18 protein-coding genes and 2 pseudogenes are annotated in these 19,209 nt (G+C 72.1%); 8 read left to right on the forward strand and 12 right to left on the reverse strand.

Translation table 11 applies throughout. The annotated features are described in order from the left end of the window. Positions 1-126: 126 nt before the first annotated feature. From ACTYVM_RS30640 to ACTYVM_RS30650, 3 genes and pseudogenes are all read left to right on the forward strand, one after another. On the forward strand, positions 127-1,302 hold the full coding sequence (locus ACTYVM_RS30640; protein WP_445529089.1) for an MFS transporter: 1,176 nt from the start codon (positions 127-129) through the stop codon (positions 1,300-1,302). A 34-nt stretch (positions 1,303-1,336) separates the two neighbouring features. Continuing rightward, a pseudogene (locus ACTYVM_RS30645) lies at positions 1,337-1,936 on the forward strand (hypothetical protein); the annotation flags it as partial. Between the two features lie 273 nt (positions 1,937-2,209). After that, on the forward strand, positions 2,210-2,659 hold the full coding sequence (locus ACTYVM_RS30650) for a 2-thiouracil desulfurase family protein (RefSeq protein WP_445529090.1): 450 nt from the start codon (positions 2,210-2,212) through the stop codon (positions 2,657-2,659). Positions 2,660-2,702: 43 nt separating this feature from the next. On the opposite strand, the gene ACTYVM_RS30655 is transcribed toward ACTYVM_RS30650, so the two are convergent. The 5 genes from ACTYVM_RS30655 to ACTYVM_RS30675 form a co-directional block, all read right to left on the reverse strand. Continuing rightward, complete coding sequence (locus tag ACTYVM_RS30655) at positions 2,703-3,650, reverse strand: phosphotransferase family protein (RefSeq protein WP_445529091.1); 948 nt, start codon at positions 3,648-3,650, stop codon at positions 2,703-2,705. Positions 3,651-3,810: 160 nt separating this feature from the next. Further along, positions 3,811-5,307: an MFS transporter gene (locus ACTYVM_RS30660; RefSeq protein WP_445529092.1), complete on the reverse strand. Its 1,497-nt coding sequence runs from the start codon at positions 5,305-5,307 to the stop codon at positions 3,811-3,813. A 216-nt stretch (positions 5,308-5,523) separates the two neighbouring features. Then, positions 5,524-6,453, reverse strand: a complete 930-nt coding sequence (locus ACTYVM_RS30665; RefSeq protein ID WP_445529093.1) for a sigma-70 family RNA polymerase sigma factor — start codon at positions 6,451-6,453, stop codon at positions 5,524-5,526. Between the two features lie 111 nt (positions 6,454-6,564). Further along, complete coding sequence (locus ACTYVM_RS30670; RefSeq protein WP_445529094.1) at positions 6,565-7,329, reverse strand: glucose 1-dehydrogenase; 765 nt, start codon at positions 7,327-7,329, stop codon at positions 6,565-6,567. A gap of 34 nt (positions 7,330-7,363) precedes the next feature. After that, a complete protein-coding gene (locus tag ACTYVM_RS30675; protein ID WP_445529095.1) occupies positions 7,364-8,149 on the reverse strand; it encodes an SDR family NAD(P)-dependent oxidoreductase in 786 nt (261 codons plus the stop codon). Positions 8,150-8,313: 164 nt separating this feature from the next. Between ACTYVM_RS30675 and ACTYVM_RS30680 the strand changes: the two genes are divergently transcribed. The 3 genes and pseudogenes from ACTYVM_RS30680 (at position 8,314) to ACTYVM_RS30690 (ending at position 10,995) form a co-directional block, all read left to right on the forward strand. Next, entirely contained in the window at positions 8,314-8,964 is a 651-nt protein-coding gene (locus tag ACTYVM_RS30680) for a TetR family transcriptional regulator (protein ID WP_445529096.1), read from the forward strand. A 145-nt stretch (positions 8,965-9,109) separates the two neighbouring features. Further along, positions 9,110-9,938: pseudogene (locus ACTYVM_RS30685) on the forward strand (COG4705 family protein). Positions 9,939-10,086: 148 nt separating this feature from the next. Then, the gene (locus tag ACTYVM_RS30690) at positions 10,087-10,995 is read left to right on the forward strand and encodes a COG4705 family protein (RefSeq protein WP_445529097.1); all 909 of its coding nucleotides are present in this window, start codon (positions 10,087-10,089) and stop codon (positions 10,993-10,995) included. Here ACTYVM_RS30690 and ACTYVM_RS30695 read toward each other — a convergent pair. The 5 genes from ACTYVM_RS30695 to ACTYVM_RS30715 all read right to left on the reverse strand — a co-directional run bounded on the left by ACTYVM_RS30695 (position 10,976) and on the right by ACTYVM_RS30715 (position 15,609). After that, positions 10,976-12,343, reverse strand: a complete 1,368-nt coding sequence (locus ACTYVM_RS30695) for a sensor histidine kinase (RefSeq protein WP_445529098.1) — start codon at positions 12,341-12,343, stop codon at positions 10,976-10,978. The genes ACTYVM_RS30690 and ACTYVM_RS30695 overlap by 20 nt on opposite strands. Further along, positions 12,340-13,002: a response regulator transcription factor gene (locus tag ACTYVM_RS30700; RefSeq protein WP_445529099.1), complete on the reverse strand. Its 663-nt coding sequence runs from the start codon at positions 13,000-13,002 to the stop codon at positions 12,340-12,342. Before ACTYVM_RS30700 ends, ACTYVM_RS30695 begins: the two co-directional genes overlap by 4 nt. Positions 13,003-13,227: 225 nt before the next feature. Continuing rightward, a complete protein-coding gene (locus ACTYVM_RS30705; RefSeq protein WP_445529100.1) occupies positions 13,228-13,749 on the reverse strand; it encodes a hypothetical protein in 522 nt (173 codons plus the stop codon). A gap of 24 nt (positions 13,750-13,773) precedes the next feature. Continuing rightward, on the reverse strand, positions 13,774-14,676 hold the full coding sequence (locus ACTYVM_RS30710; RefSeq protein ID WP_445529101.1) for a universal stress protein: 903 nt from the start codon (positions 14,674-14,676) through the stop codon (positions 13,774-13,776). Between the two features lie 300 nt (positions 14,677-14,976). Further along, on the reverse strand, positions 14,977-15,609 hold the full coding sequence (locus tag ACTYVM_RS30715) for a TetR/AcrR family transcriptional regulator (protein WP_445529102.1): 633 nt from the start codon (positions 15,607-15,609) through the stop codon (positions 14,977-14,979). 61 nt (positions 15,610-15,670) lie between these two features. Here ACTYVM_RS30715 and ACTYVM_RS30720 point away from each other — a divergent pair, with 61 nt between their 5' ends. Together ACTYVM_RS30720 and ACTYVM_RS30725 are read left to right on the forward strand one after the other, a co-directional pair. Then, positions 15,671-16,552, forward strand: coding sequence for an ABC transporter ATP-binding protein (locus tag ACTYVM_RS30720; RefSeq protein WP_445529103.1), 882 nt, complete (start codon positions 15,671-15,673; stop codon positions 16,550-16,552). Beyond that, entirely contained in the window at positions 16,539-17,300 is a 762-nt protein-coding gene (locus ACTYVM_RS30725) for an ABC transporter permease (protein WP_445529104.1), read from the forward strand. Before ACTYVM_RS30720 ends, ACTYVM_RS30725 begins: the two co-directional genes overlap by 14 nt. Before the next feature lie 54 nt (positions 17,301-17,354). Here ACTYVM_RS30725 and ACTYVM_RS30730 read toward each other — a convergent pair whose 3' ends face one another. Both ACTYVM_RS30730 and ACTYVM_RS30735 read right to left on the reverse strand, forming a co-directional pair. After that, on the reverse strand, positions 17,355-17,972 hold the full coding sequence (locus ACTYVM_RS30730; RefSeq protein WP_445529105.1) for a TOPRIM nucleotidyl transferase/hydrolase domain-containing protein: 618 nt from the start codon (positions 17,970-17,972) through the stop codon (positions 17,355-17,357). A 155-nt stretch (positions 17,973-18,127) separates the two neighbouring features. Continuing rightward, a complete protein-coding gene (locus ACTYVM_RS30735; protein WP_445529106.1) occupies positions 18,128-19,033 on the reverse strand; it encodes a universal stress protein in 906 nt (301 codons plus the stop codon). Positions 19,034-19,209: the final 176 nt, after the last annotated feature.

The raw sequence follows: 19,209 nt of genomic DNA on the forward strand, positions 1-19,209 counted from the left end.
CTCCGGCGGGGGCCGTAGAGTTCGGCACGTCAGCCGTCGCCCAAGGGGCGGTGGATCGTTGGGAGTTCGGCTCCCGGGTGGGTGGGCATGCTGGAAAGGCATGTGCCCATGCAGGACCGTACCCATGTGATTCCTTCCGGAACGGCGGGAGAGGTCGGCCGGGCCCGTGCGGTGGCCGCGGTGGCGGCTCTCACCTTGGCGCTGTTCGTCTACGGCACCGTGCAGAGCCTGCCGATCGGGCTGCTGCCGCAGATCGCGTCCGGGCTGGACGTGCCGGAATCGTCGGTCGGGCTGCTGGTGACCGGCTACGGACTGGTGGTCACCGTCACCGCGGTACCCCTGACCAGGGCGACCCGGCGCATCCCGCGCCGCCGCCTGCTCACCGCCCTGCTGGGTGCCTTCGCCGCGGCCACCTTGCTGTCCGCCCTGGCCCCCGGCTACGCCTTCCTGCTGGCGGCGCAGGTCCTGATCGCGCTGACCCATGCGGTGCTGTTGTCGGTGGTCGCGGCGACCGCCACGGGCATGTTCCGCGAAGCGGTGCGCGCCAAGGTCGTGGGGGCGCTGTTCAGCGGGATCCCGCTGGCGAGCGCGGTCGGCGTCCCGGCAGGGACCTGGCTGGGGCAGCGGACCGAATGGCGGGTGCCGTTCCTGGTCATGAGCGCCCTCGGCCTGGTGGCCGGGGTCACCGTCGCGCTCCTGCTGCCACCGGCCCCGACGGCACGGAACGCGGCGTCCGTTGCCCCCCACCCCAGCCGCTCGCGCTTCACCCTGCTGATAGCGGCCACCGGGTTGGCCGTCGCCGGCGTCTTCACCTTCTACACCTACGTCGCCGTCTTCCTCACCCAGGCCGCCGGTCTGTCCCCGGACACCGTCAGCGCGGTGCTCCTGGCGAACGGCCTGGCGGGCCTGGCCGGAACCTGGGTGTCCGGTGCGCTGTGCGACCGCAACGCCCGCGTCACGATGGCCGGCACGGTGGCGCTCCTGACCGCGGCCCTGGCGCTCCTCGCCGTCGCGGGCGACCATCCGTGGCCCGCGACGGCGGCGGTCGCCCTGCTCGGCCTGGCTCTGGCCGCCATGATCACGGCCCTGCAGAGCCGCATCCTGCGCATATCTCCCCGCGGTGTCGAGGCCGGGTCCGCCGCCGGGTCCGCGACGATCAACGCCGGCATCGCCGTCGGCGCCCTCCTCGGAGGACGCCTCCTGGAATCCCCGGGCCACCACGCCATCACCCTGACCGGCGCCCTCCTCACTGCCGCGGGCCTCGCCCTCCTCCTGGTCGAACGTCCTGCCCCCTTCGACTGAACGGCTGGTGCCGTGACCGCGAACCTTCGCCGGGTTGCCGGCCTGGTGGGATGACCTCGACCTTGCCGTGCAGCTTGCTGTGGCAGTCCTTCGCGAGGCGCCCCCAGCCGCTTGGGAAGGAAAGGCCGGTTCGCTGGAATGGGACTGCTGGGAAACCGTCGAGCACCTCAGCGACGACCTCTTCGCCTACGCCGTGCAACTGGGCCCCAAAACACCGCCCTTGGATGGCGAGGTGCCCTTCGTAGGGGAGAGCCGACGGCCCGGCGACCCAGCGAACGCCCTTCACGCGAACCGCAAGGCGGGGCCCACCGGCCTGCCGCAGGTCCTGGAAGCGAGCGGCGCGCTGCTGGTCGCCATGGTGCGCACCACACCTCCGCAGGCTCGCGCTCAGCACGTCTTCGGCGTCTCGGACCCCGAGGGCTTCGCCGCGATGGGGATCGTGGAGACCCTGGTGCACACGCACGACCTTGCACAAGGACTTGATCTCACATGGAGCCCGCCTGCTGATCTGTGCTCTCGGGTGCTCGCCCGGCTGTTTCCGGAGGCACCGTCGTCCTCGGACACCTGGTCCACCCTCTGGTGGGCCACCGGACGCACCGAACTACCCGGGCACCCTCGTCTCACGACATGGCGCGCCTCCGCGCCCGCTGTGAGCTGTCCGGCCACATCCGGCGCGCCCGCTGTCCACTTCCGCGCGTTCGTCCTCCGGCATGCGCGAACCGTCGAAGGCCTCGGTCACCACCGTCACCCCGGCCCCGTCCGGGAGCGGCCTGGACGCGACAACGGGGGTATGACAACGCCTGGCCGAGCACGTACGAGCCTCGCCCTACGCGCATTCCCACCGAACCAGCTCCGCGGCACCCGCCAACCCGGTGAACCTTCCTGGTCACAGCGCTAGCCTGGCGGGATGGGAGCGATTCTGGTCAGTGCGTGCTTGCGCGGGGTGCCGTGCCGGTTCGACGGGCGGCACAAGGGGTCCTCGGAGATCGAGGCGGCGGTGGCCGGCCGTGAAGTCGTGTCCTTCTGCCCGGAGGTCGCGGGCGGGCTCGTGACCCCGCGGCGGCCCGCGGAGTTGGTGGGCGGCGACGGGTACGACGTGCTCGACGGGACGGCGCGGGTCGTCGACGACAGCGGGCGGGACGTGACGGCGGCGTTCGTGGACGGAGCACGACGCGCCCTCGCGGCGGCGCGGAACGCGGGCTGCACCGAGGCACTGCTGATGCCGCGCAGCCCCTCGTGCGGACGCGGTGTGCTGTACGACGGGTCGTTCGCCGGGGAGTTGGTGCCGGGAGACGGGGTCACGGCGGCTCTGCTCGAGCGGAACGGGATCGCCGTACGACCCGCGTCAGGCGTGTGAAGTCTCCTCATCCGGCGATCAGTATGGGCGGCGGATTCCAGCTTCAGCCGTAGCGGTCGAAAAGGGCCTGGAGGTACTCCTCCAGCCGCCCGGTCAGCACGGTGGGGGTCAGCTCGGCGCGGCTTGTCTCGCGCCAGGGGTCGGCGACCTTCTCGGCGTCCGGAGCGAGGGCCAAGGCGTCCAACAGCCGCCAGTAGAGATGGGCGGCGCGGTCCTCGGCCAGCGTCCCTCCCGCCGCGAGGTAGCGGTCGGCGAAGTTCATGCCCGTGGACACCCCGTGCAGCAGAGCGAGGGCCGTCGAGCAGTGGGCCACGTCCAGGTCGGCCGGCCCCCAGGAGGTCTCCACCCAGTCGACGACGCCGCTGATCCGCAGACTGTCGCCGTCGCCCGTGAAGAGGACGTTGCCGGGATGGAAGTCCCGGTGCAGGAAGCAGGCCCGGTACTGCGGGGGCTCGCGGCGGATCACGTCCACGGCCCGCCGCCACAGTTCAGGCTGATCGGTGTCTTCGGGCGGGCTCACTCGCTCGGGAGAGGTCCACGCCTGATAAGTACGAGGCCGTGCCTCGGCGGTCACCGGCAGCCGGTGGATGCGCAGCAACTGACGGGCCAGCAGTTCGGCACGCCGGGCGGCCCCTTCGTCCGCCAGGCGCAGGGTCCCGGGCAACAGGGGCATCAGCAGCGACGGATGATCGCAGTCACGCGCTGTCGCGTCCACGGCCACCAGCCCGGCCGCGGGCACCTCCGTACCGGCGAGCAGGCGCAGAACGGCTGCTTCACGGGTCAGCAGGCCCTCCGCGTGCCGAACGAAGAAGGGCCTGACGAACGACCGCAGCACCAGCGAGCGCCGACCCCCCGGCCCGCAGATGTCCAGACGGCGCATCTCCGACGTCCAGCCGCCACGCAACCGCGTGACTCCTTCGATGCGTTCAGCCTCGGACAGCCCCTTCTCCACCCAGTTGCGCGTCGCACCCCAGCCCTCACCCACGACCATGGCGGCAGGCTATCGATCTCGTCGACGGGCCCGCGTGTCGGGTGGTGTGGGAGGAGGGCCGGGTCACCCCGGCCCTCCTCCCAGGTTGTCCCGCTGCCGCCACGTCCTCAAGACGCGTCGGGCCGTCGGGGCGTCCGTCAGGCGTGACCGTCGGGGGACATCAGGAGCGCACCTTCTCCGGTTCGGTGGCCGGCTTGGGGCTGGGCGGGCCGGGGACCGGCAGCGGGCCACTGCGCAACAGCGCGCCGCTGATGACAGCGCCGAACGCGAAGATGCCTGCGCACCACCAGAACACCCGGGTGTAGCCGTGGATCGTCGCCAGGTGGAACAGGGCCGGCCCCGGCCTCCCTCGGGCGTGGCCGCTCAGGTAGTCCGCGGTGGCGCCGGCCGCGATCGTGTTGAGCAGCGCGGTGCCGATGGCGCCGCCCAGTTGCTGGCCGGTGTTGATGGCAGCCGAGGCGATACCCGCGTCCTGCGGCAGCACCCCGGAGGTGCCGGTGCGCAGGGCCGCGGCGAAGATCATGCCCATACCGAGCCCGACCACCATGGTCGGCCCGAGGATCGTCGAGGCGTAGGCGGAGTCCGGCCCGATCCGGGTGAGCCAGGCCAGGCCGCCGGCGTTGACCAGCATGCCGGCGGTGATCAGCGGCCGCGGGCCGAAGCGCGGCATCAGCCGGATGTTGCCCACGTTGCTCGCCACGGCCGTGACGGCCACCATCGGCAGCAGGGCGAGCCCCGACCTGATCGCCGAGTATCCCAGGCCGGTCTGCATGTAGTAGATGAGGAAGAGCAGCACGCCGAACATGCCGGCACCGGTGACCAGGGCGGCGATGTAGGAGCCGCCGCGGTTGCGGTCGAGCACGACCCGCGGGGGCAGCAGCGGGTGCTGGGCACGCCGCTGCCAGAACGAGAACAGGACCACCAGCACACCGCCGGCCACGAGGAAACCCCAGGTCGAGGGGGTGCCCCAGCTGTGCGTCGCCGCCTGGGAGAAGCCGTAGACCAGGCAGAGCATGCCGCCGGACACCACGACCACGCCGGGGACGTCCATCCGGGCGCCCGTGCGCGGTTGCCGGGTCAGCAGCGAGGAGCCGGCGATCAGCGAGAAGGCGGCGAAGACCAGGTTGACGTACATGCACCAGCGCCAGTTCAGAGCGGAGGTCAGCGCGCCGCCGAGGAGCAGGCCCAGGCCGCCGCCGCTGGCCGCGACCGCGCCGAAGACACCGAACGCCTTGCCGCGCTCCCCGGGGTCGGTGAACGTGGTGGACAGCAGCGACAGGGCGGTGGGCGCCAGCAGCGCGGCGAAGACGCCCTGGCAGGCGCGGGCGGCCACCAGCATGGCGAAGCTGTGGGCGGCGCCGCCCACCGCGGAGGCGGCCGCGAAGCCGGCCAGGCCGACGATGAAGGTCTCCTTGCGCCCGACGAGGTCGGTCAGACGGCCGCTGAACAGCAGCAGACTGCCGTAGCACAGCGCGTACGCCGTCACGACCCACTGCTTGTCCGTGTCCGAGAAGTGCAGGGCGGTCTGCGCCGACGGCAGCGCCAGGTTCATGACCGTGGCGTCGAGGGTCAGCATGAGGTAGGCGGTGCAGATGACGGCGAGGACCATCCACCGCCGTGGGTCCCCGGCCGCGGGCGCGCCGCTGGGTGTGGACATGAGCTGTCTCCTAGTCGCATTGGTCTGCATGCAAGCTCTGTCCGTATGACCGCTCGCGGCCGCCGGATGTGACAGGCCGTCCGCCGCGGCCTGGACGGCGCCGTCGTCGGCGAACTCCCGCACGGCCGCCCGGCCGCCGGCGTGGCCCACCGTGGAAAAGGGGCGGGCCACAGCGGCCCGCCCCTTTTCCACGGCGTCGAGACGTGGCGCGGCGGTTCAGCGCAGGACGACGTCGAGGCCGGTGAGGTCCGCCCGGACGTCGATGCCGGTGATCAGGCCGCCGGCGACGCCGAAGCGGTACACGGCCCTCGGCACGCCGTCCGGGGCGTAGGCCAGTCCGGCGGAACCGTCGATGAGGGCGGGCAACGGGTCCCAGGACAGCTTGGCGAAGGCACGGGCGACGGCGTCGGAACCGCGGATCTCCGCCACTGCGTTCCTCCCCCTGGCCGCGCCCATCCGCACCACCGTCGGGTCGCAGCGGAGCACGATGTCCGGGGCGAGCACGCTCAGCAGCGCCTCGAAGTCGCCGTCGCGGGAAGCGGTGAGGAACGCGCGGATGAGATCGGCCTTGCGGGCCTGGTAGGTGTCGGCGCCCTCACCCTGCGCCGGTTCGCCCTGCGGGCCCGCGCCCGGGGCGCCCGGTGCGATGCCCTGTCGCTGGAAGCGGCGGCGGGCACGGCTGGCCAGTTGGCGGGCAGCGGCCGGAGTGCGGTCCACGATCGGCGCGATCTCCTCGAAGGGGACGGCGAACATGTCGTGCAGCACGAACGCCAGCCGCTCCGCGGGCGTGAGCGTGTCGAGGATGAGGAGCATGGCGGTGCCGACCGACTCGGAGAGCAGCGCCTCCCGCTCCGGGTCGACCGGCGTGTCCATGCGGGGCGAGCCGTCGGTCCCGGGGACGTCCACCAGCTCCTCGCGGCGCGACTGGCGGGACTGGAGCATGTTCAACGACACGCGGGCCACGATGGTGGTCAGCCAGCCGCTCATGTTCCGCACCGCGGCGGCGTCCGAGCGGCTGGCCCTCAGCCAGGTCTCCTGGACGGCGTCGTCCGCCTCGGCCGGCGAGCCGAGCATCCGGTACGCCACCGCCCGCAGGCGGGGGCGGTCGGCCTCGAACCGAGCGGCCAGCCATTCGTGTTCGTTCATCGGGTCACACGCTCCCCACCGGTGCCTCGGATGTCTGACGGGCCGGAGCCCACCCATGTGACGTGCGAGGACCGGAAACTGTGACGTACCCGGGACGGCCCTGATCCGTGGCTACTGCCCCATGACGTACTTGACGGTCGGTCCGGTGGTCCAGCCGCCGTCCACGGCCAGTTCCGCGCCCGTGACGTAGGACGCGGCGTCCGAGAGCAGGTACACCACGGCGCCCGCGATCTCGAACGGCTCGCCGACCCGCCCCATCGGCGTGTTCGGGTACTTGCCCTCACCCTGTTCGATGCCGACGGACGCGGTCATCGGGGTGTACGTCATCCCGGGGTGCACCGAGTTCACCCGGATGCGGGCCGTGCCCAACTCCACCGCGCCGATCTTCGTCAGCCCCCGCACGCCCCACTTGGAGGCGCCGTAACCGGCCGTCAGCGCGAGGCCCATCAGGCCCGCGGCGGAGGAGATGTTGACGATCGAACCGCCGCCGTTCTCCTTCATCGCGGGGATCACGGTCTTCATGCCGATGAAGACACCGCTGAGGTTGATGTCGAGCACCTTGCGGAAGTGCTCCACGGACTCGGCCTCAAGAAGTTGACCGGTCGAGATCCCGGCGTTGTTGACGAGACCGTGGATCCCGCCGAACTCGGCGACCGCGAAGTCGGCCACCCGCTGCCAGTCCTCCTCGGAGGTGACGTCGTGGTGCAGGAAGCGGGCGTGGGCGCCGAGTTCCGCGGCGGTGGCCCTGCCTTCCTCGGCCAGCACATCGGTGATCACCACATGGGCTCCGGCCGCGATCGCCTGACGGGCCGCTTCGGCCCCGAGGCCGCGCGCTCCGCCAGTGATGATCACGTTCTTGCCGGTCAGGTCGTTCATGGTGCGCTCCTTCGTTGTGGTGACGACGCCGTCCTCAGAAGTGGGTGCCGCCGTCGATGCGGACCTCGGTGCCGGTGATGAAGCCGCCGTCCTCGGAACCGAGCATCGCGACCACGGACGCCACGGCCTCGGGACCGGCGAAGCCCTGGCCGAGTGCCGGGGAGAGCTTCGCGAACAGGCTCATGTCGGCGTCCTCGGGCAGCCCCGGCCCGACGCTCTGCCTGCTGGCACCGCTGCCGTCGGTCATGCCGGAGGAGATGGAGCCGGGCTGGACGGCGGTGAAGCGGATGCCCCGCTTCGCGTACTCGGCGGCGAGCGCGTGCGTCATGGACTGGATGCCGCCCTTGCTCGCCGCGTACGCGGCCATGTAGGGGTGCGCGAACATCGCGGAGGTCGAGCTGAAGTTGACGACCGCCGCGCCCCGGCCCTCCAGCAGCGCCGGCACGGACTCGCGGATCATGAGGAAGGTACCGACGAGGTTGACCTGGAGGATGCGCGTGAAGTCCTCGAGGCTCGTCTCGTGGGTGTGCGAGGAGCGCAGGATCCCGGCCGCGTTGACCAGGACGTCCAGACCGCCGAGTGCGGTGACGGCGGCGGCGACCCCGGCGCGCACCGAGGCCTCGTCGGCTATGTCGACGACGAGCGTCGTGAGGCGGTCCGCGTGGGCGCCGGCCTTCTCGACGGTGTCGTTCAGCCCTCGCTCGCTGACATCCGCGGCCACGACGGTGCCGCCCTCCGCGAGGATGCGCAGCACCGTGGCCTGACCGATGCCCGAGCCACCGCCGGTGATCAGGACTCGACGGCCTTCGTAGCGGTTCATGTGTTCTCCCAACCGACCCTGCGGATGTCCCGGCCAGGGCCCTGTGACGCCGGCTCTCTCTCGCCTTCGGCGCCTCGATCGCCTTACACGCTACGCCTTGATGGCATGTTTTGCCACCACGTCATTGTGTGCCAAACGGAAGGGGTGGGCCGTATCCTTGTGCGGTGAGCACCCACGCGACCCCCTCCCTGACCGAGCGCCGCAAGGCCGCCACGCAGCTCGAGATCGCGCACGCGGCGATGGAGTTGTTCGCCACGCGAGGCCCGCAGGGCACGACGGCCGAGGAGATCGCCCGGCGTGCGGGGATCGCGCTGCGGACCTTCTACCGGTACTTCCGCTCCAAGGAGGACGCCGTGAGCCCCCTGCTCTCGGTCGGCGGCGACCGCTGGCGGGCACTCCTTGAGGCGACGGAGCCGGGTACGGCACTCCCCCAAGCACTGGAGTCCGCGGTCGAGCAGGCGCTGCTCCCGCCGGACGAGGAGGCCGCTCAGGCGTTGCTGCGCACGCGCGGACTGCTGCGGGCCGCGGCCGAGGACCCCGCGCTGCGGGCGGTCTGGTACCGGGTCAACCAGGAATCCGAGGAACGGCTCGTCCCGGTGATCGCCCGGCTCTCGGGCGGGCGCGCGGAGGACTTGAAGGTACGGCTCACCGCGGCCGCCGCCACCGACGCGATCCGGATCTCCCTGGAGACGTGGGCCGGCACGGAGGCCGGGGTCGAGGGACCCGACTCCCCCGCCGACCTCGCGGTCCGGTGCCTGCGCCAATTCGGCCACACAGCAGGCTCGTTGGGGTCCGGTGACGGGGGCGCTCGGTAACCAGCGCGCGCCTGGCCAGCGGTGAGGCCTCGGCAACCGCGACCGCCGCGATCCTCACCTCCCGGCCGTGCACGAGGCCACGGCCGAAAGCCCGGCACGGCGCGTAAAGGAAACGTTCAGGCAATCCCTGGCACGGCCGGGCCTCATGACCTGCGAAGCCTCCGAAACCACCGCGACACCGGCGGCCGGCCTCGGCACCCGGACGCGCTGGAAGAAGGTGCCCGAAGTCACCGTCTACTTCTGGATCATCAAGGTGCTGTGACACGACGGTCGGTGAGACCGCGGCGGACCTGCTGAACGAGAAGGCCGGCCTCGGTCCGACCGGTGTGTCGGTTCTGATGAGCGCCCTGCTGGCCGTGGTGCTGGTGGTGCAGTTCCGCACCCGCGCCTACCGCCCGGCCGTGCACTGGCTCGCCGTGGCCCTGATCAGCGTCGTGGGCACGTTGATCAGCGACAACCTCACCGACAACATGGGAGTGCCGCTGGAGACGAGCACCACGGTGTTCGCCGTCGCCCTCGCGGTCGTGTTCGCCCTCTGGTACCGGCGTGAGCGGACCCTGTCCATCCATCACGTCGACACCGTGAGCCGTGAATCCTTCTACTGGCTGGCCGTGCTCTTCACCTTCGCCCTCGGCACCGCCGCCGGGGACCTCGTCTCGGAGCGGATGGCTCTCGGCTACTGGCTCTCCGCCGCACTGTTCGCCCTCGCGATCGCGGCGGTTGCCGTGGATCACTTCACGCTCGGCCTGAACGCCGTGTGGAGTTTCTGGATCGCGTACGTCCTGACCCGTCCGCTGGGTGCCTCCATAGGCGACCATCTCTCCCAGCCGAGCGCGGACGGCGGTCTCGGACTGGGCACCGTCGTGACCAGTGCGCTCTTCCTGGTGGTCGTCCTCGGTCTGGTGGTGTACCTGTCGGTGACGCGCCGGGACGTGATCGAGCCGGAGCCGAGCGTCCGACGAACGACTGTCTGAAACCGGCAGAGCGGGGCGTTCAGGTTGTTTTCAGGATGTTCCTGTCATTGTGGAGCGTCGGCCGTCTCCTCACGGCCGACGCATCCCGACAAGGCGCTCGTCCCCCGGCACGGGCGCCCCGCTGTTCCACGAACAGGAGCGTAGGACGATGGAGCGACCCGAAGTCCTCACCGACCTCGACGTCGCGGGCACGTACCGCCCGGCGGCCGGTACGGCGAAGTCGGTGATGAAGAAACTGCCCGAGGCCACCCTCGCGTTCTGGATCATGAAGATCGCGGCGACCACCCTGGGAGAGACGGCCGGGGACCTCTTCGCGCAGACCCTGAAGCTGGGCTACTTCCTCACCACGATCGCCCTGTTCCTGGTCTTCGTGGTGACCCTGGCCGTCCAGCTCGGATCACGCCGCTACAACCCGTTCTTCTACTGGACCGTGATCCTGTCGACCAGCATGGCCGGCACCACGATGTCCGACTTCATGAACCGCGACGCCAGCGCGAAGTACCTTTCGGGCGGCGCCACGTCGCTCGGCTGGGGGCCGCAGGGCCTCGGACTCGGATACCCGGCGGGCGCCGCGATCCTCATCTCGATCCTGCTGGTCATCTTCACCGTCTGGAAGCTGTCCGGGATGACGTTCCAGATCCGCGACATCGTCACCTTCCGCGGTGAGGCGTTGTTCTGGTCGGCGATCCTCGTCTCCAACACGCTCGGCACCTCGATGGGCGACTTCCTCTCGGACAGCTCAGGACTCGGCTACGCCGGTGGCGCGCTGCTCGTCACCGGCGCCCTGGCCGTCCTGGTGATGCTGATGAAGGTGCCCGCGGTGCCGAACGTGCTTCTGTTCTGGATCGCGTTCGTCCTCACCCGCCCGCTGGGCGCCACCGCGGGGGACTTCCTCACCAAGCCGGTCGCCAAGGGCGGTCTGGAGCTGGGCACGGCGGGTTCGTCGGCGGTGCTGCTGGCGATCCTGTTCGGCCTGATGACCTACGCACAGGTGCGTGAGCGCAGGACCACCGCCTCGGCGAACGAGGCGGAAGCGGTCAGCCGGCCGGCACGCTGACGGTGAACCGCGCCCCGGGCCCGTGATCGGGCTCGTGGGACACCTCGCCGCCGACGGCGCGGGCAAGGCGCCGGGCCAGCGGCAGTCCCAGGCCCGCGCCGTCGTGTCCGTCGTCACGGTCGGCGCGCCGTCCGGGCTGGAACAGCTCGGCCTCAAAGGCCGCGGGTACGCCTGGACCGTCGTCGATGACATCGATACGTACGGCCGCGGGTGGGTGACGCACGACGACGGTCACGCTGGAGTGCGCGTACCGAGCGGCATTGGCCAGCAGCGGACTGACGATCCGCTCGAGCAGGGCGGGTGCGATCCCCGCCGTCGGGCCCGGATCAGCCGCCTCGACGGTGGCCCTCACGCCCGGTGGCGTTCCAAGCCGCTCGATCAGCCCGCGCAGAGCGGGCACGACGTCCACGGTGCCGGGGACCCCCGAGGGATTCACGGCGTTTTCGCGGGCCTCGCTCAGCAGGGTGTCGCAGATGGTGCGCATGGACTGCGCGGCCTCGTCCACCACCTCATGGGTGGCTTGGGTCTCAGCCGCCGACCGCGGCCGGGACCGCCACCAGTCGAGCTCGATGATGATGCGGCTGAGCGGGGTGCGCAGTTCGTGGGAGAGTTCCGCGGTGAGCTGCCGCTCGTGGCGCAGCACCGCGCGTATGCGGTCCAGCAGTGCGTCCAGCGAGGCACCGAGCTGGGCGAGCTCGGCGGGCCGTTCCGCGAAGCCGAAGCGGTCGTCGGAGGCGACGGCGCTCCAGTGCGTGGCCTGGTCGGTCATCGTGCGCACCGGGCGCAGCGCTCTGCCGACGGCCAGGCGGGTCAGCGCGTAGGTGCACGCGAGCATGACGGCGTCCAGGGCCAGTGACGCCAGCAGCAGGGTGTCGGCCGAACTTCGGTAGGGGGCGAGGTTCAGCGCGGTGACCACCATGGCGGCGGTGTGGCGGCCGGGTACGGGCTGGGAGCACAGCCGGACGTTCTCGGCGGGGACGCTCGCGCAGGCGCGCCGTCCCACGGCCGCGAGGTGTACGGCGGCTCTGGTCAGAGGGCTGTGGACCGTGGTGGAGGGCGGCTGTTCGAGCAGACGTGCCCCGGCGTAGATCCACACGTTCGCGTCGAGCAGCTGGTCGTTGGCGGTTTCCACGACCCGTACCCGGGGGCCGCTGGTGTCGACGGTCGTGGCGACGGCGGCGGCCCGGGTCCGCAGCTCGTCGTCCGCCTGGTGCTGGAGGTGCCGGCTCGTCGCAACGTTGAAGGCCACGGTCAGGACGGTCATGAGGAGCGCGGCGGTGGTCAGGGCCACGAGCGAGAGCCGGCCGCGCAGCGTGCGCGGAGCCAGACGGCGCAGCAGCCGTGTCATGACAGCCGGTGTCCGATCCCGCGGGCGGTTCCGATGGTCAGGCCGCTGCCGGCCGTCCGCAGCTTGCGGCGCAACCGGGTCAGGTACTGGTCCAGGGTGTTGTCGCTGACCTGTGCGCCCGCCGGCCAGGCCGCCCGGACCAGATCACGACGGCGGACGATGCTTCCGCCCGCGGCGACGAGGGCGGCCAGCAGGCGGAACTCGGTCGGGGACATGGCGACGTCGGCGCCGTGCACGGTCACGCTGTGCTCGACCGCGTCCAGGACCAGCTCTCCGGCCGTGGTGGGGGGCGGCGGCCCGGCGCGTTTGAGGGCCGCGCGCAGCCGGGCGACGAGTTCGGCGAGGTGGAAGGGTTTGGGCAGGTAGTCGTCACCTCCGGCGGAGAATCCGGCCAGCCGGTCGGTGAGCTGGTGCCGGGCGGTGAGGAAGACGATCGGGGCGCGGAACCCGTTGGCGCGCATCGCCTGGCAGACGTCCCGGCCGTCCGCGTCGGGCAGCCCGATGTCGAGGACGGCGGCGCAGACGTCCTCCGAGACCAGGCGCAGGGCGGTGGCGCCGTCGGCTGCGCACACCGGGTCGAAGTCCTCGTCGGACAGGCTGCGGCGCAGTACGTCGCGCAGGGCGTGGTCGTCTTCGACGACCAGGATCTTGCGGCGCATGCTCCTCCGTTCTCCGGTGCCCGTTTCTCGCGGTCGGCCCGGCATGCGCCAGGGCCGGCTACACCTCGTAGACCGTCTACCGCACTGTAGACGACGAGGGGGCGACGGGGCCGCTCAAGGTCCCGTGGTCACGGAGCGCGCCGACGACGTGACGGCGTCGGTCGCGGGCGTCGGGGCCCCGGCACGGTCGCACGCGTCGCCTGCGGGGCCCGGCCCACCGGCCGGTCAGAACCACTTGACGGCGGCGACGGCGATCAACGCGGCGACGGCGCCGAGTCCGCCGAGGACGGCGGCGCCCAAGGCGATCTTCACACTGACGGGCTGCACCTCCCGCCAGCCCAGTTTCCCGGCCACACCGCGGATCAGCCGGTGCCCCTCGGCGGACGAGAAGGTGTACTGCTCGGAGCCGGAGCCGCCCAGGGTCCGGTTCGTGGTGACGGACACGCTCCGGCCGACGGACACCGTCTTCCCCAGCCGCACTCCACCCAGGCCCGCCTCGTACTCGACGGTGCGGACGACATCCGTCAGCGTGAAGATCTTCTCCTCGGGGCGCAGCGCGACACGGTAGGTGTGCACCTGGGTGATCCGGCGGCGGGTCAGCAGCTCCCGCCACTGCGGGACGTCGACGTCCACGGTCAGCTCGAAACCCTCTTCCGTCCGGTGCATCCGGTACGGCGTGTTCGCGGCGGCGTCCTCGATGCGGGCGTACAACTCGTCAGCAGCGGCTGCGCCGTTGGCTTCTCTCACGGGCCCACAGGCTAACAGCGTGTCTCACTCGTGGGGTACGACGGCCAGCGGGCAGCGGACGTGGTGGACGGCCGCATGGGTGACGGGGCCGATCCGCGGAACCGTCGGCCGCTCGGACCGGCGGCGGCCGACGACGAGGAGGCTGGCCGCGGAGGCGGCCCGGACCAGCACGGTGGAGGCCTTGCCCTCCACGACGGTCTCCAGGACCTCGATCTCGGGGTACTTGTCGCGCCACACCTTCAGCACGGTGGACAGGAAGCCCCGCCACTCCGCGGCCTGCGCGGGATCGTTGATCAGACCGATGTCCCCGGGGCCGAGACTGATCGCGGACGGTGGCTGCCAGGCGTACACGACACGCAGCCGGGCGTGCCGCAGCCGGGCCGCCTCGAACGCGAACTCGAGCACCTCGTCGCAGGCGTCGGCGAGGTCGATGCCGAGCACCACGTCGCGGAACCCGGTGCGCGTGGACGGGCTGCCGTCGTCGGCCGGGACGTGCTCGTCCTCGGCCTCCTCCCCCGCCCGTACGAGCACCACGGGGCGCGGGGCCGTCGCGACCACCCCCTGGGCGACGGAGCCGACCAGGACTCCGGTGAACCCGCTGAGGCCCCGCGAGCCCAGCACCAGCAGTTCGGCCCGCTCGGTGGCCTTCAGCAGGGCCGCGGTCGCCGGGCCCTCGACCTGCTCGTCGGTGAGGTGCACGTCGGGCACGAAGCCGCGGACGCGCTCCTCGGCCTGCCGCAGCGTGCGTCGCGCCAGCCGCCGCTGCGCCGCGTTCGCGGGTTCACCCTCCGCCTGAGGGCGTTGCCAGTTCCGGGCGTGGACCAGTCGCAGCGGTCGGTCGCGACGCACCGCCTCACGGGCGGCCCACTCGACGGCGGCGAGACTCTCGGCAGATCCGTCCACTCCGACGATGACAGGCGACAGCATGGCGCGCACCTCCTGCGCTCGGTCTGCTCGTTACTGTCAGTGTCTTCTGGCGGTCACCCGGCGGGTAGGGGCCGCAAGGACTCCGCCGGACCCGTTCGGCCCCTGCGCCGCCCCTCGCCGACTCCCCCGCACCGGACAACTCGTCGACCGGACCGAAGACTTCCCGCACATCACGCTCAAAACGGTCTCACGGCGAAGGACGCCCCGCCAGCCGACGACTCGGCGGCTCGGCGGCTCGGCGGCTCGGCGGCTGGAGCACGAGTGCTTCCCGGGAAGGGACGCGCGCCCGAAGGGTGGCGTTCAGTCCTGTCGTCGTGCGACCGCCTCGACCAGCCGCCGGATGTCGTCCAGGTCGGCCTCGAACTCGGCGGTGAGGTCGACGGGCAGGTCCAGCCACGGCGCGAGCCTGCTGTGGCCGGGGAGTTCGCCCTCCGGGAGCCGGCCGCGACGGCCGCGCGGGTCGAGCGTGCCGGAAGCGAAGCGGCCCGAGGCCTCGGAGGCTGCGAACCCGATCGCGAAGGTGCTGACGAGGCGTTCCAGCCGGGGCACTTCGGGCTCGGGAACCCCGGCTTCGATGAGTGCCGTGTAGATGATGTCCACCGCGCGCACGGCGTCCGGGGTGACGGCGGGCCGCGAGAAGAGCAGGTACGCGGCCCAGGGGTGACGGTGGGTCACCGCCCGGCACGCGCGCGCGAGGGCGCCGAGCCGTTCGTCCCAGGTCTGGTCCTCGACGGTCTCCGACGGCAGGAGCGCGGCGAGCAGGCGGCCGACCATTCCGTCCAGGAGCGCGGCCTTGTCCTCGACGTGCCGGTACAAGGCCATCGGCGTCACGCCGACACGGTCGGCCACCGCGCGCATCGAGACGGCTTCGAGGCCGCGCTCGTCCGCGACGGCCAGCGCCGCGTCCAGAATCTCTTCCCGCCTGCCGCTCATGGGTCTACAGTGTAGACGTATACGGTGTAGACGTATACGGTGTAGACCTCACGGGGGCAGGATGCTCGTCTCAGAAGGCTTGGTGAAGTGTTACGGCCGGCGTCGCGCGCTCGACGGCTTCGACCTGACGGTCGCGTCCGGCGAGATCGTCGGCCTGATCGGGCACAACGGTGCCGGTAAGACCACGTTCGTCGAGATCGTCACCGGTCTCGTGCGTCCCGACGCGGGCCGGATCCGCATCGGGACGCACGACGCGCTGCGGGCCGGCCGGGCCGCGCGGCGGCTCCTCGGTGTGGCTCCGCAGGAGCTGGCCCTGTACGGCGGCGTCACGGTGCGGGAGAACCTGCGCCTGCTCGCCGGACTGGCGGGGCTGCGCGGGCGGGTCCGCGACGCGGAGATCACCCGGGTCCTGGACGAGCTTCACCTGGCCGCTGTCGCGGACCGGCCCGCGGGCGCCCTGTCCGGTGGTCAGCGCCGCCGCGTCCAGGCGGCCACCGCGCTCGTCGGCTCTCCCCCGTTGCTCCTGCTGGACGAGCCGACCGCCGGCGCCGACCCGGAGACCCGCTCGGCCCTGCTGGCCGCCGTCAAGTCCCGTGCCGAGGCCGGTGCCGCCGTCCTCTACACCACCCACTATCTGCCGGAACTCGTCGATCTCGACGCCACGTTGGCGCTCGCCCGCGCTGGTCGTGTCATCGCGCGAGGCACCCAGGACGAACTCACCCGCCATCTGCCGGGCGAACTGCGGCTCACCTTCCCCGACCCGGCCGAACCCGAACTGCGGGTGCCGACCACCGATCCCGGTGCCGACCTGGCAGCCCTGCTCGCCTCAGGCCGCACGCCCGCCTCCGTCGACATCCGGCGCCCGGGCCTGGACGACCTCTACCACTCCCTGGAAGCAGCCGTGACCGACGAGAAGCCGGAGCCCCGTGATGTCGCCGCGTGAATCCGCCACCCGCGTGAGCGTCCTGGTGCGCCACAACGCGCTGCTGATGCTGCGCGAGCCCGGCCCGCTCCTGAGCCGGATGATCCTGCCACTCGTCTTCCTCACCCTGCTGCGCCCGCTCTACCTGGCCGCACAAGGCGGGGCGGCCGGCACCGAGCAGGCGGTCGTCGGCACACTGGTCACCTTCTCGCTCCTCGCGCTCTCGCTCTCCGGCAGCGCGATCCTCTCCGAACGGCTCGGCCGCACGTGGGATCGGCTGCGCGGTACGCCCCTGCACCCCGCGGAGATGCTCGCGGGCAAGGCGATACCCGTCCTCGCCGCCCTGCTCGCGCAGCAGTTTCTGATCCTCGGCTACGGCATGTGCGTTCTCGGGGTGAGAGTGCCGCATCCGCTCCTGCTGCTGGGGGTCCTGCTGTGTTGGAGCTGCACGCTGCTCGGCCTCGGCGCGCTGCTCGGTGTGCTGGCCCGCAGCGTGGGCGAGCTCTCGGCCGCCTACGACATCGGGGGCATGCTGCTCAGCAGTGTCGGCGGCGCGCTCGTCCCGCTCAGCGTCCTTCCCGCCTGGGTCGGGATCGTGGCCCCGGTCTCCCCCGGCTACTGGGCCGCCCGGGGTCTGCGGGCCGCCCTCCACGGCGACGCGCACGCTGTGACGGCGGCCTGCGGCACGCTCGCCGCCGTGGCACTGGTCTGCGGCACCCTGGCCTCCGCCCGGCTGCAGGGTCGCAGCGGACGGCTGGTGGCTCTCTAGTGCCGCGGCGGGCCTCGGGGCTTTCGCAACGGACCCCCGTGCCGCGACCGGTGGTCAGAGGCTGGAGAGCAGACCGTCGAGCGGGGCCGGTATCCGGTCAGGATCAAGGGCCTTGACGAGGACACGGCCGTAGTGGATCTTGCGCCCCTTCTTCGTCCCGAGGAAGCGCCTGAACTGCCGCTGTGGGGTGCGGCCCTGCTGCGCGGGTTGGCGCAGGAAGGTCCGCAGCGCACGGTGGTCGCCCTCCTCCCGGACGAGCTCCTCCACGCGTGCCACGCCCAGCACGCGGATGAGCTCGTCCTCCAGGTCCGCCGCGCAGACGAAGAAGGCCTGCCGTGCCGCGCCGACCCGTTCGAAGCCGCGCGCGTAGTAGGGGCTCTCCGCCTCGTCGCACAGTCCCGTGAGGCGGAGGCCCAGGCCGGGTGAACCGAGGAGTCGGGCATAGCGCCCGATGCTCATCGCACCGCCGATCGGCAGGACGCAGACCCCTTCGGCCGCCAGGTCCCGGCCGCGGCTCTCCGCCAGCGCCTCGACCGCCGCGGCGTCGCTCGGCCCTTCGAGCAGGACGACCGCCCGGACCGGCAGCCGCGCGGCCAGTTCGTGCGCTGGGTCGGCGGGGCCACCCGCCGCCCACGCGGTGACCGCGTCCCGGAACGCTCCCATGTCAGCCATGAGACGAGTCTCGGCCCGTTCCGGCCGTGGCGCGAGGGAATTTCCGCGGGCCCCTCGTCAGCGGAGGGGCCCGGCCGCCCGAGGCACCCGGAGGCGTATGACCATGCCGGCCACCGGCACCACGGGGCACCGGTACCCTCCCGCCCGGCGGCGCGTCAGTCGTGGGCGACGACGGCGACGGGGGCGGCGCAGTGGTGCAGGACCGCGTGGACCACGGGGCCGAGCCGGGCGCCGAAGGAGGTCCGGCGGACACGCCGGCCGACGACGACCAGGGATGCCTCGCGGGAGGCCTCGATCAGCAGGAGGGAGGGGCTGGCGAAGTGGGGCTGCTCGACGACCTCCACGCCGGGGAACTTCTGCCGCCAGGGACGCAGCACCTCGGTCACGGCGGCGGCCTCGGCCTTCGCCGTCTCCCGCTCGACCGCGGGTTCCAGAGCCATGCCGTAGGCGTAGTAGGGCGGCGGGTTCCAGCCGTGGACGACGCGCAGCGGCACGTTCCGGCGCGCGGCGGCGTCGAAGGCGAACGCGAGCAGCGCCTCGTCGGGGCTGCCGACGTCGAGCCCCAGGACGACGGGTCGGGTCGCGGCCGTGGTGGACGGGGCACCGGTCTCGTCCCTCGCGGGCTCGTCGACGGCCTGCTCGCCGGCGCGGACCAGGACGACGGGCCGCTCGGTGGACGCCACCGCCGCCAACCCGACCGAGCCGACCAGGAAACCACGGATCCCGCCCAGGCCGCGCGAGCCGAGGACGAGCAGTTCGGCGTCCCGTGCCGCACGGGCGAGGGCCTCGGCGGGCTGTCCTGTGACGTGTTGGGTGGTCACCTCGACGCCGGGATGGCCCGACCGGAGCTCTTCTGCGGCCTCGCGCAGCACCTTCTCGGTCCAGTGCTGGTGGGTGTCGGCGCCGAGCAGCATCGCCAGGGCCATGGGCTCCGGTACCGGCTCCCAGACCTGGACGAGCTTCACCGGCAGTCCGCGCTGTTGTGCCTCGCGGGCCGCCCACTCGGCGGCGGCCCGGCTCTCGGGGGACCCGTCGAGGCCGACGGTGATGGTGCGGGGCATGGTCTCCACCTTCCAGTGTCGTGTTCAGGTGTTCGGGGAGTGCTGCGCGACAGGGGCCGTGGTCCTTCACCGGGACCGAAGGACCGGTGCGGCGGGGGGGGGGGGGGGGGGGGGGGGGGGGGGGGGTTGTGGTCCCTAGCACCTCGCACGGTTTTTTGTTCCCTTTTCTCTCTCGT

This window comes from Streptomyces cyslabdanicus, assembly GCF_052663305.1.

What these genes read in the sequence shown, in the direction of transcription:
- ACTYVM_RS30730 (WP_445529105.1), bottom strand. Translation starts at nt 17,972, where the DNA reads ATGGCTGACATGGGAGCGTTCCGGGACGCGGTCACCGCGTGGGCGGCG.
- ACTYVM_RS30665 (WP_445529093.1), bottom strand. Translation starts at nt 6,453, where the DNA reads ATGAACGAACACGAATGGCTGGCCGCTCGGTTCGAGGCCGACCGCCCC.
- ACTYVM_RS30710 (WP_445529101.1), bottom strand. Translation starts at nt 14,676, where the DNA reads ATGCTGTCGCCTGTCATCGTCGGAGTGGACGGATCTGCCGAGAGTCTC.
- ACTYVM_RS30675 (WP_445529095.1), bottom strand. Translation starts at nt 8,149, where the DNA reads ATGAACCGCTACGAAGGCCGTCGAGTCCTGATCACCGGCGGTGGCTCG.
- ACTYVM_RS30725 (WP_445529104.1), top strand. Translation starts at nt 16,539, where the DNA reads ATGTCGCCGCGTGAATCCGCCACCCGCGTGAGCGTCCTGGTGCGCCAC.
- ACTYVM_RS30715 (WP_445529102.1), bottom strand. Translation starts at nt 15,609, where the DNA reads ATGAGCGGCAGGCGGGAAGAGATTCTGGACGCGGCGCTGGCCGTCGCG.
- ACTYVM_RS30720 (WP_445529103.1), top strand. Translation starts at nt 15,671, where the DNA reads ATGCTCGTCTCAGAAGGCTTGGTGAAGTGTTACGGCCGGCGTCGCGCG.
- ACTYVM_RS30700 (WP_445529099.1), bottom strand. Translation starts at nt 13,002, where the DNA reads ATGCGCCGCAAGATCCTGGTCGTCGAAGACGACCACGCCCTGCGCGAC.
- ACTYVM_RS30650 (WP_445529090.1), top strand. Translation starts at nt 2,210, where the DNA reads ATGGGAGCGATTCTGGTCAGTGCGTGCTTGCGCGGGGTGCCGTGCCGG.
- ACTYVM_RS30655 (WP_445529091.1), bottom strand. Translation starts at nt 3,650, where the DNA reads ATGGTCGTGGGTGAGGGCTGGGGTGCGACGCGCAACTGGGTGGAGAAG.
- ACTYVM_RS30690 (WP_445529097.1), top strand. Translation starts at nt 10,087, where the DNA reads ATGGAGCGACCCGAAGTCCTCACCGACCTCGACGTCGCGGGCACGTAC.
- ACTYVM_RS30670 (WP_445529094.1), bottom strand. Translation starts at nt 7,329, where the DNA reads ATGAACGACCTGACCGGCAAGAACGTGATCATCACTGGCGGAGCGCGC.
- ACTYVM_RS30695 (WP_445529098.1), bottom strand. Translation starts at nt 12,343, where the DNA reads ATGACACGGCTGCTGCGCCGTCTGGCTCCGCGCACGCTGCGCGGCCGG.
- ACTYVM_RS30735 (WP_445529106.1), bottom strand. Translation starts at nt 19,033, where the DNA reads ATGCCCCGCACCATCACCGTCGGCCTCGACGGGTCCCCCGAGAGCCGG.
- ACTYVM_RS30660 (WP_445529092.1), bottom strand. Translation starts at nt 5,307, where the DNA reads ATGTCCACACCCAGCGGCGCGCCCGCGGCCGGGGACCCACGGCGGTGG.